The sequence below is a fragment of the Thalassospira alkalitolerans genome (genome assembly GCF_002115745.1).
Classification (GTDB): Bacteria; Pseudomonadota; Alphaproteobacteria; order Rhodospirillales; family Thalassospiraceae; genus Thalassospira; species Thalassospira alkalitolerans.
Genome location: NZ_JFKB01000005.1, coordinates 95,849 through 108,275, shown reverse-complemented (window position 1 = coordinate 108,275; position 12,427 = coordinate 95,849). Strand labels below are relative to the sequence as shown.

The 12,427-nt window shown below is 53.9% G+C and carries 11 protein-coding genes and 2 tRNA genes; 9 read left to right on the top strand and 4 right to left on the bottom strand.

Annotation, left to right across the window (positions count from 1 at the left end; genetic code table 11):
* Nucleotides 1–94: 94 nt before the first annotated feature.
* Nucleotides 95–409 (top strand): ribbon-helix-helix domain-containing protein, encoded by a 315-nt coding sequence (locus tag TALK_RS08715; protein WP_085617919.1) that lies wholly within the window; start codon nucleotides 95–97, stop codon nucleotides 407–409.
* 71 nt (nucleotides 410–480) lie between these two features.
* Here the strand turns inward: TALK_RS08715 and TALK_RS08710 are convergent, their stop codons facing one another.
* The 3 genes from TALK_RS08710 to pyk form a co-directional block, all read right to left on the bottom strand.
* Nucleotides 481–1,419 (bottom strand): hypothetical protein, encoded by a 939-nt coding sequence (locus TALK_RS08710; RefSeq protein WP_085617917.1) that lies wholly within the window; start codon nucleotides 1,417–1,419, stop codon nucleotides 481–483.
* Nucleotides 1,420–1,424: 5 nt separating this feature from the next.
* Nucleotides 1,425–2,936 (bottom strand): DUF2336 domain-containing protein, encoded by a 1,512-nt coding sequence (locus TALK_RS08705; protein WP_085617915.1) that lies wholly within the window; start codon nucleotides 2,934–2,936, stop codon nucleotides 1,425–1,427.
* A gap of 353 nt (nucleotides 2,937–3,289) precedes the next feature.
* Nucleotides 3,290–4,714 carry a pyruvate kinase gene (gene pyk / locus TALK_RS08700; protein ID WP_085617913.1) on the bottom strand — a complete coding sequence of 475 codons (1,425 nt, stop codon included), beginning with the start codon at nucleotides 4,712–4,714 and terminating at the stop codon, nucleotides 3,290–3,292.
* Nucleotides 4,715–5,015: 301 nt separating this feature from the next.
* Between pyk and TALK_RS08695 the strand changes: the two genes are divergently transcribed.
* The 3 genes from TALK_RS08695 (at nucleotide 5,016) to TALK_RS08685 (ending at nucleotide 6,861) form a co-directional block, all read left to right on the top strand.
* On the top strand, nucleotides 5,016–5,489 hold the full coding sequence (locus TALK_RS08695) for a deoxycytidylate deaminase (RefSeq protein WP_085617911.1): 474 nt from the start codon (nucleotides 5,016–5,018) through the stop codon (nucleotides 5,487–5,489).
* 323 nt (nucleotides 5,490–5,812) lie between these two features.
* Complete coding sequence (locus TALK_RS08690) at nucleotides 5,813–6,310, top strand: response regulator (protein WP_085617909.1); 498 nt, start codon at nucleotides 5,813–5,815, stop codon at nucleotides 6,308–6,310.
* Entirely contained in the window at nucleotides 6,307–6,861 is a 555-nt protein-coding gene (locus TALK_RS08685) for a transcriptional regulator (RefSeq protein WP_085617908.1), read from the top strand. Before TALK_RS08690 ends, TALK_RS08685 begins: the two co-directional genes overlap by 4 nt.
* Nucleotides 6,862–6,881: 20 nt before the next feature.
* Here the strand turns inward: TALK_RS08685 and TALK_RS08680 are convergent, their stop codons facing one another.
* The gene (locus TALK_RS08680) at nucleotides 6,882–7,511 is read right to left on the bottom strand and encodes a hypothetical protein (protein ID WP_085617906.1); all 630 of its coding nucleotides are present in this window, start codon (nucleotides 7,509–7,511) and stop codon (nucleotides 6,882–6,884) included.
* Between the two features lie 277 nt (nucleotides 7,512–7,788).
* On the opposite strand from TALK_RS08680, the gene TALK_RS08675 reads away from it, so the two are divergent.
* The 5 genes from TALK_RS08675 (at nucleotide 7,789) to nikC (ending at nucleotide 12,415) form a co-directional block, all read left to right on the top strand.
* Nucleotides 7,789–7,865, top strand: a tRNA-Asp gene (locus TALK_RS08675).
* A 365-nt stretch (nucleotides 7,866–8,230) separates the two neighbouring features.
* Nucleotides 8,231–8,307: transfer RNA gene (locus TALK_RS08670), tRNA-Asp, on the top strand.
* Nucleotides 8,308–8,813: 506 nt separating this feature from the next.
* Nucleotides 8,814–10,403 (top strand): ABC transporter substrate-binding protein, encoded by a 1,590-nt coding sequence (locus TALK_RS08665; RefSeq protein ID WP_085617904.1) that lies wholly within the window; start codon nucleotides 8,814–8,816, stop codon nucleotides 10,401–10,403.
* Between the two features lie 15 nt (nucleotides 10,404–10,418).
* Nucleotides 10,419–11,486 (top strand): ABC transporter permease, encoded by a 1,068-nt coding sequence (locus tag TALK_RS08660; protein ID WP_085617902.1) that lies wholly within the window; start codon nucleotides 10,419–10,421, stop codon nucleotides 11,484–11,486.
* 5 nt (nucleotides 11,487–11,491) lie between these two features.
* The gene (gene nikC / locus TALK_RS08655) at nucleotides 11,492–12,415 is read left to right on the top strand and encodes a nickel transporter permease (RefSeq protein ID WP_085617900.1); all 924 of its coding nucleotides are present in this window, start codon (nucleotides 11,492–11,494) and stop codon (nucleotides 12,413–12,415) included.
* Nucleotides 12,416–12,427: the final 12 nt, after the last annotated feature.

Genomic DNA, 12,427 nt, shown 5'->3' with positions numbered 1-12,427 from the left:
ACCGATTGCGTTTATCGGCCAGATGCCGGACCATACCCCTGTAACGACCACCGGCGTATCATCGCCGGTGGCACCAACAGGAGAGGTCGTCGTCATGTGTCAGATCTATTCCGGCACCAATCCCGAACTTTATCAATCCATCAGTCGCTCGATCCGCATCAATGGCGTGGTTACCAGTGTCCGGCTTGAACAGCGGTTCTGGCAAATCCTTGATGAAATTGCCGCCGGTGAAGGGTTCAGCACCCCGCAATTCCTTGGCAAACTGCATGACGAAGTTGTCAGCCAACGTGGCGACATTCCCAATTTCGCATCACTTTTGCGCGTCGTCTGTACCGTCTATCTGGAAAATCAGGCCACAAACACATTGGCGGCCCAAACAACAAAACCCGCCAATCGTCTGGCGGGTTAATGGGCCGGGTTTACCGGTCAGGCTAATCATACAGAGGCCAAATGCACGTCTTGGTGCTGCCCCAGGGCGGATCAATTCAGCCAGGATGAAATTTCACGTGTGCTAAAACCACCACTCGACATCATCGACGGAACGTTGGCCCGTTTCAGGGTCGGTTGCTGTGGTTTAATGATCGCGTTGCGGCTCTGCAAACCCGCTGCGGTCCCATAATCCAATGATGAACCATCAAACCAGTTTTTCGATGTTTCCGTCGCAGGCTCGGTGGTTTTTGCTCGGGCCTTGCTTTCATAGATCCAGCGCAGTTCCTGCTTCAGGGTCTGGTATTCCGGTGTCTCCGGGGCAGAGTTAACTTCGTTAACAATCTGCAATTTGACCATCTGCGGGAATTTGTCCAGACGCTCAAGCAACATGAATTTCACGCTTGGCCGCACCGCATCGGACCGCATCAGTTTCATCACCAGACGGCGATAGATCTCGATACGCAGATTACCATGCGATGCCAGCTCGATGAATTCCTCGACAAATTCACGCGCTGCCATCTTGCCATCTAAAAGCGCGCGTAAGTTGCCCGCCATCGCCCGGCGATAGGCTTCGCGAATTTCAACAACATGATTAGAGGCACGGTTGCGAACCAGCTGGAACGCTTCCGGACTAAACGCGTTGCGTGACAGAAGTTTGGCGCAATCAGCAACCAGTTCATGCTTGGTCGCATCTGAAACGACTTCGAAAACGCCGGTAATCAGTTCCTTGCATTTAGCGTGCGGTCCCATACGGATTGCAGCGGCCAAGGCCATCGGGCTTTCCGGGTCTTTGGTCGCAATCACGGCAAGTGCCAGTGGATCATCATACTGCAGCAAAGCCAGATCGTTGCTCAGCAGATGTTCCGGCATCAAAAGACGCTGCTGTGCGCCCGCTCCGGTAACGGTCAGCGGTTCGCCACTGCGATAATTATCCTTGATCGAAAGGGCATATTTCAGCCCGTCATAGGAGATCCCGAGATCCTTGCACATCCCGTTTATTCTCCCTTCGGCCCCTGGGGTCGATCATCCACCTGTCGGCGCGTGCGCACCGGTTGGTCGGAACTGCGCGACGCAGTGTTACTGACGGCCCCGCCACCACCGGCAACGCCAGCAGCCGACGCCCCACCAGCCGCACGCCCACGCGGACCGGATGGCTGAAGCTCGTTAAAGAAATCGATATACCAATCCATATCCGTCGCGGCCATGGCATAACGCCCGCCCGCAGCCGGACGTTCAATGTTTTCTTCGGGGATTGCGGCACTCATTTGCAGGACAATGGCCGACGGGGCTGTCATGCCTGCGCGCCATGCCAATGCGGTAATGGCGCGGGCGCTGCCCGAATCAAGAATCTTGGAAACAATGGCGGCTGGCATCTGCGCATAATGGGCCAATCCCTGAACCACAAGCGCATCTTCATTCCGCGACAGCGCATCAAGAACATATTGGTCAATGGTAACCGGTTCGGATGTTCCCGCCGGATCGGCGTCCTCACCATGCATCGCATCTTCAATATCACTGTCTGATGGAACGCTTGCCATGCGTGTCGGAATGCGGTTTTCAAGCTTGGCTTTTTCGATGCGCTGACGCACCGACTGGCGCATGGCGCGTGCCACCTCGGCCCGCATCCGGCCTTGCTCAACCAATGTGTCAAACAACGATGCCAGAATGAAATGTGCAATGCGGCGCTGTGCCTGACGGGAAATCTTGTTTCGACCATCTCGCATCTCGCCAAGCGGCGTTTTATCCGATGCGGGCCTTTTGGCGCCAAATTGCGGCGTCATCGCCACAACATTTCGCGGCGCGTCGTCCGAAGCCAGGAAACGGTTAAGCAGCCCGCCCTTTTCCTTTTCTGCACGATCCCGTGCAAGGCGGGCCTGCGCAGCGGCTTCCTGTTTGGCATCGGCCTTCTCAGAAGCAGTCTGAACAAATTCACCGCGCCCGCGCAAAATATCAAGAAAGTCCGCATCGCTTAGAAGTTCAACATATTCACCCAACGACACCCGGCCAATCGCCGCAATATCCTGACGCAGGCGCATTGCAGCCTGACGCGTCATATACGGTGTGTGGCTTAGTTCCTGTTCGATCAGGGCAATTACCTGCGGGCGATAACAATCGGCCATATTGCCGATCGCAGCCACGAATTCTTCGACCATATCAAGTCGCTCAGACGGGCTAAGCTCGCTCAGATGGCGGCGCAGGCGGCGCGCAACATCCATACGAACGTCGCTGTCAAAATCCGGCTGACCGTCTTCTTCGTCATCATCATCATCAACCAGATCGGCCGAAAGACGTGCGGCGTAATCAAGTCCGCTTTGGGCGGATGGGATATCAGATTGTTTTCTGCGCGGGATACGCCCGGAACGCGAAGACACCTGCTCGTTCGCGCCAAACTCGTCGGGCGCGATGCTGCGGACCGTCTCAGCCAAATCACGAAGTTTTGCTGCCGACTTGTCATCAAGCCCGCCGTCATCCTTCGATTTCTGCCGATTGAACATCCAGTTCAGCATTATCGCAGTAATTCCCCTGTCCCGTGCCTTACGGCATATTGGCGCCAACCCCTTGCGACACCAACGTTTTTTATTTGGTCTTTGAGTGCTTATAGCAAAGCAACCAACCCCAAACAACACCACAAGAGCCAAAAAGCTTTTAAACTCATGATCATGACCTTTCCTCATATCCAAAAGACACAAAGGCATCTGTCATGACACTTTGACTATCGGGGTAAACACTCAAAAAAACATTAACAATACAATCGCCTATCCGCAGTTTGTCGCGCAGCTGCCAGAGGCCCTTAAAATCAGCACAAAAAAAGACGGGCAGCAATTTGCCACCCGTCTGATTTCACAACGCTTTGAAACGTTTAATCTTTCGCCGTCAACCACGCAATGCGCAGGATATTGGTCGCGCCGGGCGTCCCAAACGGCACACCAGCGGTAATCACCAGCGAATCACCGGTTGCCGCGAATTCTTCACGCTTGGCAACTTCACAGGCAATACCGACCATCTCGGCAAAGTTGGTCGCATCACGGGTGAATACCGCATGCACACCCCAGCACAACGTCATACGACGTGCCGTCTGGATTTTCGGCGTCAATCCAAGAATCGGAACTTCCGGACGTTCACGTGCCGCACGAAGCGATGTCGACCCCGACGTGGTGTAGGTCACAACCGCCTTGGCACCAATTGTCCCTGCCACCTGACGGGCCGCCGCACTAATGGCATCCGGCGAGTTGTGTTCCGGATCGGGACGATTGGCATCGCGCATACGATAATAAAGGTCGTCCTGCTCCACCCGGACCATGATCCGGTCCATAATGCTGACCGTTTCAATCGGATATTTACCAACCGCACTTTCGGCAGACAACATCACCGCATCGGCACCGTCATAAATGGCGGTTGCAACGTCGGATGCCTCGGCACGTGTCGGGGCCGGGTTTGTCACCATCGAATCCAGCATCTGGGTGGCAACAATTACCGGCTTACCGGCTTCGCGACATGCCCTGATGATTCGCTTTTGCAGGATCGGCACATCTTCTGGCGGGCATTCAACACCAAGGTCGCCTCGTGCCACCATGATGATATCCGAAAGTGCCACGATTTCGTCGAGATGCTCAATCGCTTGCGGCTTTTCAAGCTTCGACACAATCGCCGCACGGCCATTGATGATCTTGCGCGCTTCGGCAACGTCTTCAGGACGCTGGACAAAGGAAAGCGCAACGAAATCAACGCCCATCTCAAGACCATAATCCAGATCGACGCGATCCTTGTCCGTCAACGGCGACATCGGCAGCATAACATCGGGAAGATTGACACCCTTGCGGTTCGACAGCGGTCCACCGGTTATAACGGTGCATTCTGCCGATTTGGCGTCACATTTATCAACACGCATCCGCAACTTGCCGTCATCAAGCAAAAGATTCGCACCCGGTTTAAGGGCCGCAAAAACTTCCGGATGAGGCAATGAGACACGGTTCGTATCACCTGGTGTTTTATCCATATCAAAATGGAATTTCGCACCGGCTTCAAGTTCGATCTTTTCGTCGGCAAAGGTGCCGCAGCGAATTTTCGGGCCTTGCAAATCCATCAGCACGCCAATAGGGCGGCCAAGCTTGGCTTCGACTTCGCGGATTGTTTCAAAGCGCGCCTGATGCTCGGCATGTTCACCATGCGAGAAATTCAGCCGGAATACATCAACACCCGCTCTTACGATCGTTTCCAGAGTATCCGGATGCGAACTCGCCGGCCCCAGGGTTGCGATGATCTTCGCCTTACGTTGTCGGCGCATCGGCTATTACCTCTTGTTATTAGGTTTCCATTAGTGCTCTTCGCGTCGGCCATGATTTCCCGGCGAGGCGTCGAGACGTCCTGATTTTTATCTGGGGGTATCCCCTTAATAGTCAATCAGCCCCTATTTGAACAGGGACTTTTCGTTTAATGCCTTTACAATAATGTGATTTTTCTCTGGACAATTACAAGCGGGCACTCCTTTAAAGAAGCAGTGCAGCATCAAATGCCCTTGCCTCACGGCCTGTCCGGGCAATCGCATTTGACAACCACACCACATACACAAATCAGGGTCCGGCTAAATGAGCAAATGGCATCATCGCTTCCTGGGACTGGCATCCCATATCGCGCAGTGGTCAAAAGACCGCAGCACCCAGGTTGGTGCGGTTGTCATCGGCCCAAAAAAGGAAATCCGTGCCGTTGGCTATAACGGGTTCCCGCGCGGTGTCGACGACACGATCGAAAGCCGCCATCAACGCCCTGAAAAATACGCCTATACCGAACATGCTGAACGCAATGCGATTTATAACGCCAGCTACACCGGCACATCGCTTGATGGCTGCGCCCTTTATGTCACCCATTTTCCATGTTGTGATTGCGCGCGCGCCATTATTCAGGCTGGCATCGCCGAGGTCTTTGTCGATAAGAGCAAACTGACCCCGGACTTCCTTGAACGCTGGCAACAAGACATGACAATCTCGACCGAGATGTTCGGCGAGGCCGGCGTTGCAGTTCAGGTCATTGACGACGAAGGCAGCACCGAACCGCTTTCCTAAGCTTTCCCCTTGTCATGTCAGATACTTCGCAGCGGCCCCTTTTAATTCCAAGGGCACCCCCAATATACGGGGCTCTGTCGAGGTACGAGCACGAACAAAAAAGAGCATAACTGCCATTTGTTCACTTCCCGCACGGGGCCAGAACTCAGAAAAAGTCAGTATTTGTCAGATTTGCATGGCAATAACTGACTGCTTTGGTCTTGCTGCAACTCAGACAAAGGTATAAGAATTTAGTACCGTGACAGTACGATCTTCACGAAAGATAAGGTCCTGAAAGACAACAAGGATCAGGATCGTGGCGACGCACAGGATAGTAAGGCCGGATGAGCGCAAAGATCGATTTCAGCAAAATCAGTTTTCTGGTCGTAGACGGCGACAAGATTTCGGCCCAAGTCGTTTTTGATACGCTCGCCTACTTAGGTGCGACGGCCGTTCAGCGTGTCAAATCACCGAACGACGCGTTTGAAGTTTTGCGGACCCAGAGGATTGATGTCATCGTCACCGAATGGCGGCTTAAGGGAATGGATGGTCTTGAATTCCTTGATGTCCTCAGGAACTCAATCAATTCACCCAACCGCTTTGTACCGGTGATCATGCTTACGGCACATTCGGAACAACGCTATGTTACGACGGCCCGCGACCTCGGCATTACAGAATTCCTTGCCAAACCATTCAATGCCAAGGCACTGTACAGTCGGCTTGTATCGGCAATCACGCGCCCTCGGCATTTTGTGAACACCGGCACCTATTTTGGGCCGGATCGTCGCCGCAGACAGGTTGATTTTGACGGGCTCGACAGAAGGAGCTCAGATGATAAATGACCCATTTTGATTGGGGGACCAGAGAAATCGTGACGCCTGAAAATAAAACCAATAAAAAAAAGGCCCAAATCATACCGCCTCAGATGGATCTGAAGCGGCGTGCGGTCAATTTCGTCAAGGGTTTCGACATTAACCTGTCACCCCAACAGCTCGAAGAGCTGGAACAAGTCGTTCAGCGCAGCAAGGAAACCTTTGTCCGCGACATCGGCAAGGAACTTACCGACTGCCGCAAAGTCGTGGTTGCCGCTGTTGGCGACCTGTCCAAGTCTCCCGGTGCGCTGGAACATAGTGCGGACCTTGCCTATTCGGTCAAGTCGCTCGGCGGAACGTTTCAATATCCACTGATGACCCAAATCGCCAAATCACTGGAAATCTTTGTTGCGGACCGGACAAAGGCCAATATGAAGCAACTACTGGTTATTCAGCTTCATATCGACTCTCTCTATGTCATTCTGGCCAGTCGCGTAACAGGCTTTGGCACCACGGTCGAACAGGCCACAGTTGCCGCCCTGTCCAAACTGTCCGAACGTTGCGAGCTCCCGCGCGAATAGGGTCTTCGCCGTTCACAGTCTTACTTTTTATGAAAACACGCGACATTGGTGTCATCGGGCAAACCTGAAGACATTACTTTGGCATATCTGCACCCCCGTCGATCACGAATGCCCAGATTGTTACCAACATTGCCAACACTGACCGTACGACCGGCAACCATATCGACGATATTATGGGTAACAGCGCTGTGGGTAACAAAACGGGCGATCTTGGCATCAATCCGGTCCAATCGCTCGATCACGGCGGGCAGACGTCCCATCACCCATTGCCGAACATCCTCGTTCTCGCTGCTCAATGCCGCGCTCTGCCCGCTCCAAAGCAAGACAAGACAGCGCAACATTCGAAGGTCGGCCACCTTATTTTCCCACATATAATCCGGCGCATCATCCCCTGGCACACAATTATCAAGTCGCGCAGCAAGGCCTGCTTCAATCTCGTCCAGAACGGCAAGGATTGTATCGGTCACATCGCGCCCCCAGCGTTTACTGCCCCGCTCTGCCTGTCCATCCCCATTTGGTCCACCCGCGCCTTCAATCGGCAACAGCGGTAAAATAACAGCTAGCAGCAGCTTCGTACCGTCCCAAAGCTTTACATACGCCCGCAGGTAGGAACTTTGATCAGCATCAAACACCATGAACGCGATCAACATGGCAGCAACGCTCTGGCAATACGTTAAAGGGATAACCCACCACCAACTCACCCTAAGGCAGCCCCACGCATCCCCAACCAGCCCTCAATATGGCAACCTCTGATCCCTATGCCTCTCCGGCCCCGCCCCCTCCAACACCACCTTTGGGGTACATTTGGCGCGACCCAAAACGCGCCATGGTGTCTGCGGCATGGTTGCAGCCAAAAAAGTACCCCAGCAGGGCAAAAAGGTCTTGCGCCCCCTCGGACCTGCTGTTAGAAACCGCGCCACACACCGAGCGGGTGTAGCTCAGTTGGTTAGAGCGCCGGCCTGTCACGCCGGAGGCCGCGGGTTCAAGTCCCGTCACTCGCGCCACTTTCCACCTAATGGAAAGTTCAAAAAAAGACGCCACGGTTCGCCGTTGGCGTTTTTTTTGTTTCCGATTTTAGCCAGCATTGCTTCAACCTGCCCCTGTGCTGTCCAGCGCGCCACGCCGTGAAGTTAAATCACTCATTCCCATCCAAACTTTTCATCCCCGTCACCACGGCAAAACACCCCATGCCCCGTCCGGTTCGGCTGGCACAATTTCCTGTTTATTCACCGCCCCGACGCCAACAGCCGAACCCGGTTTTCAACGGCTTTGACAAATACGATCCGATCAAGGGCAAAACAGGTTCATTTTTTTGAAAAAAAGCCCTTGCCAGACCGAACCTCCCCTTATATAAACCGCGCCACACCAAGCGGGTGTAGCTCAGTTGGTTAGAGCGCCGGCCTGTCACGCCGGAGGCCGCGGGTTCAAGTCCCGTCACTCGCGCCACTCTTCTTAAAGAGTACGGAAAGTCGCTTTGATAAGCGGCTTTTTTTGTGCCTGAAATCAGGCCCTCTCCCCCTGCGATTTCCTCCTAAACACGTCGCGCCATCTTTCACCGTGTCATCATGTGCCGTAACGGTACCACTGTGCTCGCCCCCCCCTGACACCTCCCTGCGCACTCAAAACACGCCCCAAGCACCTTAATGCGCAACCAATACGTGAACTCGCCCGATACCACACAGTATCTTGCGTGTTTTTTGGGCATTCCTGACCGTCTGGTCATTGATTAATCGTATAATTTATGCTTCGCTTCGGGGGTTCCAGAGCTTCGTTCTGGAAATATGGATCCTTCGGGGCACTTCACCCGACGTGTCGCGCCCAGTTAGACGTGTTACCAAAACACTGTCAAACCGGTCCATATTTCCGGGACGAAGTTCTGGCCCAAGATCACGCGGGCCGCCCCACTGAAATCAGGCCCACGGATTCAACAACAACATAACGGGAGGCGCAAAATGCGCAAACTGATCGCAGGGCTGGTTATGGGAACCGCACTGGTTACCACGTCAATGGCTGCCATGGCCGAAACGCCGAAAAATGCACTTGTCATGGCGTTTGCTATTGATGACATCATCACACTCGACCCCGCCCAGATTTTCGAATTCTCGGGCGCGGAATATGCCGGTAACACCTATGACCGTCTGATTGGTTTCGACAACGACGACGTGTCGAAAATGTACGGCGTCATCGCGACAAGCTGGGATGTCTCCGAAGACGGCAAAACCTTTACCTTCAAGATTCGCGACGGGATCAAATTTGCCTCGGGCAATGATCTGACCGCCGAAGATGCCGCCTTCTCGCTGCAACGCGTGATCCTGCTGGATCAGTCTCCGGCCTTTATCCTTGGCCAGTTCGGCTTTACCCCGGAAAACGTCAAGGACAAGATCCGTGCAACCGATTCTTCCACACTCGTCATGGAAGTCGATAAACCGTATGCACCAAGCTTCGTGCTGTATTGCCTGACCGCAGGCGTCGGTGCCGTTATCGACAAGGAAGAAGTCCTTGCCCATGAAAAAGACGGTGACCTTGGCCATGAATGGCTGACCACCAACTATGCCGGTTCCGGGCCGTTCGCGCTGAACAAATGGACCGCAGGCGAAAGCCTTAGCCTGACGGCAAACGAAGATTACTGGGACGGCGCACCGGCAATGAAACGCGTCATCATCCGCAACGTCAAAGAAGCCGCCTCGCAGCAGCTTTTGTTGCAAAAGGGTGATATCGATATCGCGCGTAACCTCGAAGCCGATCAGATCGCTTCGATCGAAAGCAACCCGGATGTAAAATTCCTGTCCAAGGGTAAAGGCGCGCTTTGGTATCTCGGCCTGTCACAGAAAAACGATTATCTGTCCAAGCCGGAAGTCCGCGAAGCTCTTAAATACCTTGTCGATTACGACGGTATTGCCAAAACCATTTTGGCCGGTCGCGCCCAAATCCATCAGGCATTCCTGCCCGAAGGTTTCCTTGGCGCCTATAACGAAAACCCGTATTCGCTTGACGTTGAAAAAGCCAAATCAATCCTGGCAGATGCCGGTCTTGGTGATGGTTTCAGCGTAACCATGGATACGCGTAACACCACCGCCATCATGGCGATGGCACAGTCGATCCAGGCAACCTGGGCGCAGGCTGGCATCAATCTGGAAATCATTCCGGGCGATGGCAAACAAACCCTGACCAAATACCGTGCCCGTCAGCACGATATCTATATTGGTCGCTGGGGCCCGGATTATCAGGATCCGCACACCAACGCATCCACCTTTGCCTGGAACCCTGATAACGCCGACGATGCAACTGCAAAGCCGCTTGCATGGCGTAATGCATGGAACCCGGGTGCAATGACGGCTGAAACCGATGCCGCAACCCTTGAACGCGATGATAAAAAACGTGCCGCAATGTATTTAGACCTTCAGAAAAAGGTTCTCGAAAGCGGTCCGTTCGTGATCATGTTCCAGGAAACCGAAATCGCATCCATGCGCAAGAATGTGAACAATTTCGTCCTCGGCCCATCGTTCGATAACAACTATTATCGCTTTATCACCAAGGACTAGGGAGAAAACGGTCGAATGTTCGCCGTTACTCGGAACGCACGAGACGGGCGCAAACGCGCCCGTCTCTTTTCCCGTACGGGCGCAAGTGTGCTCCGTATTATTTTTTCACTTCTCATTACGTTTCTCGGGCTTTTGCTGGTCACCTTCCTGATCGGTCGCATCCTGCCGATTGACCCCGTGCTTGCCGCCGTTGGCGATCATGCCAGCGAAGCTGTCTATCAGCGCGTCAAAGAGGAAATGGGCCTGAACCTACCCCTGTGGAAACAGTTCTTCCTTTATATCAGCAATATTTTTCAGGGTGATTTCGGGCGTTCTGTCCTGACATCAAACCCGGTACTTGACGATATCAAACGGGTTTTCCCGGCCACGCTGGAACTGGCCACGCTTGCGACCATTATTGGTGTTTCGCTGGGCATTCCGGCCGGTGTCTTTGCCGCGATTAACAAGGGTAAATGGCCCGATCATATCGTGCGCATCCTTGGCCTTGCGGGGCATTCCATGCCGATCTTCTGGCTGGGCCTGATGGGGCTTTTGGTCTTTTACATGAAGCTTGGCTGGGTTGCCGGACCAGGCCGACTGGATTCATTTTATCTTGATTTCATCGAGCCGACGACAGGGCTAATGCTGGTCGACACCTTGATCGAAGGCGACATGGACCTGTTCTGGAATGCGGTATCGCATATCATCCTGCCTGCATCGATCCTGGCCTATTTCTCGCTGGCTTATATTGCGCGCATGACCCGTTCCTTCATGCTTGAACAGCTTAGCCAGGAATACATCCTGACAGCACGGGTCAAGGGTATCTCCGAACATCGCATCATCTGGCGCCATGCGCTGGGCAATGTCATGGTTCCGCTGATCACCGTGATCGCGCTGTCCTATGCCAGCCTGCTCGAAGGATCGGTTTTGACTGAAATCATCTTTGCCTGGCCGGGACTTGGCCTTTACATCACCAATTCGCTGCTCAATGCCGATATGAATGCGGTTCTGGGTGGCACCGTGGTTGTGGGGGCGGTGTTTATCGGGGTCAATATGCTTTCCGATGTGCTCTATCGCGTTCTTGATCCCAGAGCCCGGAGATAAATTAAATGAATTCACACACCACCACCGTCAAACCGGGCCTGATGCAATGGCTAACCTCGGACACGCCGCAATCACGCTTTCAGGCCAAATGCGGCCGTACATGGCTGGGCTGGCTGAAACTGACGGAAAACAAGCTTGCCATGATCGGGCTGTCAATTGTGATGGGCTTGATCCTTGTGACGATTTTCGCCCCGCTTCTGGCCCCCTATGATCCATTGGCTGCCGATCTGGCTAACCGTATCCAGCCGCCCGGTGCCGAACACTGGTTTGGTACCGATCAGTTGGGCCGTGATATTCTGTCCCGTCTGATTTACGGCGCACAATACACCCTTTTGATTGTCGGTCTTGTCGCCATTACCGCCGCCCCTGTCGGCCTTCTGGTCGGGACGGCTGCGGGGTTCTTTGGCGGCTGGGTTGATGCTGTTCTGATGCGCGTCACCGATATCTTTCTGGCTTTTCCGAAACTGATCCTGGCACTGGCCTTTGTCTCGGCACTTGGACCGGGCATTGAAAACGCGATTCTGGCGATTGCGATTACCGCCTGGCCGCCCTATGCGCGTATTGCACGGGCGGAAACCATCACCGTGCGCAAATCTGATTATATCGATGCTGCCCGTTTACAAGGTGTATCGAACCGGGGACTGATTATCGGTCATATCATGCCAATGTGCGTCAGTTCGCTGGTCGTCCGTGTCACCCTTGATATGGCGGGGATGATCCTGATTGCGGCCGGTCTTGGTTTCCTTGGTCTTGGCGCACAACCGCCGATGCCTGAATGGGGCGCTATGGTATCGGATGGCCGTCAGTTCCTGCTTGATCAGTGGTGGGTATCGACCGTGCCGGGCATTGCGATCTTTGTTGTCAGTCTTGGCTTTAACCTGCTGGGCGATGGCCTGCGCGATGTACTTGATCCGCGTGGCGGGGATTAAAAGGGATTGAAT

Bases quoted from the DNA above. Each gene is read 5' to 3' on its own strand.
- TALK_RS08695 (WP_085617911.1), top strand. From the start codon at position 5,016: ATGAGCAAATGGCATCATCGCTTCCTGGGACTGGCATCCCATATCGCG.
- TALK_RS08710 (WP_085617917.1), bottom strand. From the start codon at position 1,419: ATGTGCAAGGATCTCGGGATCTCCTATGACGGGCTGAAATATGCCCTT.
- TALK_RS08690 (WP_085617909.1), top strand. From the start codon at position 5,813: ATGAGCGCAAAGATCGATTTCAGCAAAATCAGTTTTCTGGTCGTAGAC.
- pyk (WP_085617913.1), bottom strand. From the start codon at position 4,714: ATGCGCCGACAACGTAAGGCGAAGATCATCGCAACCCTGGGGCCGGCG.
- nikC (WP_085617900.1), top strand. From the start codon at position 11,492: ATGAATTCACACACCACCACCGTCAAACCGGGCCTGATGCAATGGCTA.
- TALK_RS08705 (WP_085617915.1), bottom strand. From the start codon at position 2,936: ATGCTGAACTGGATGTTCAATCGGCAGAAATCGAAGGATGACGGCGGG.
- TALK_RS08660 (WP_085617902.1), top strand. From the start codon at position 10,419: ATGTTCGCCGTTACTCGGAACGCACGAGACGGGCGCAAACGCGCCCGT.
- TALK_RS08680 (WP_085617906.1), bottom strand. From the start codon at position 7,511: ATGTTGATCGCGTTCATGGTGTTTGATGCTGATCAAAGTTCCTACCTG.
- TALK_RS08665 (WP_085617904.1), top strand. From the start codon at position 8,814: ATGCGCAAACTGATCGCAGGGCTGGTTATGGGAACCGCACTGGTTACC.
- TALK_RS08715 (WP_085617919.1), top strand. From the start codon at position 95: ATGTGTCAGATCTATTCCGGCACCAATCCCGAACTTTATCAATCCATC.
- TALK_RS08685 (WP_085617908.1), top strand. From the start codon at position 6,307: ATGACCCATTTTGATTGGGGGACCAGAGAAATCGTGACGCCTGAAAAT.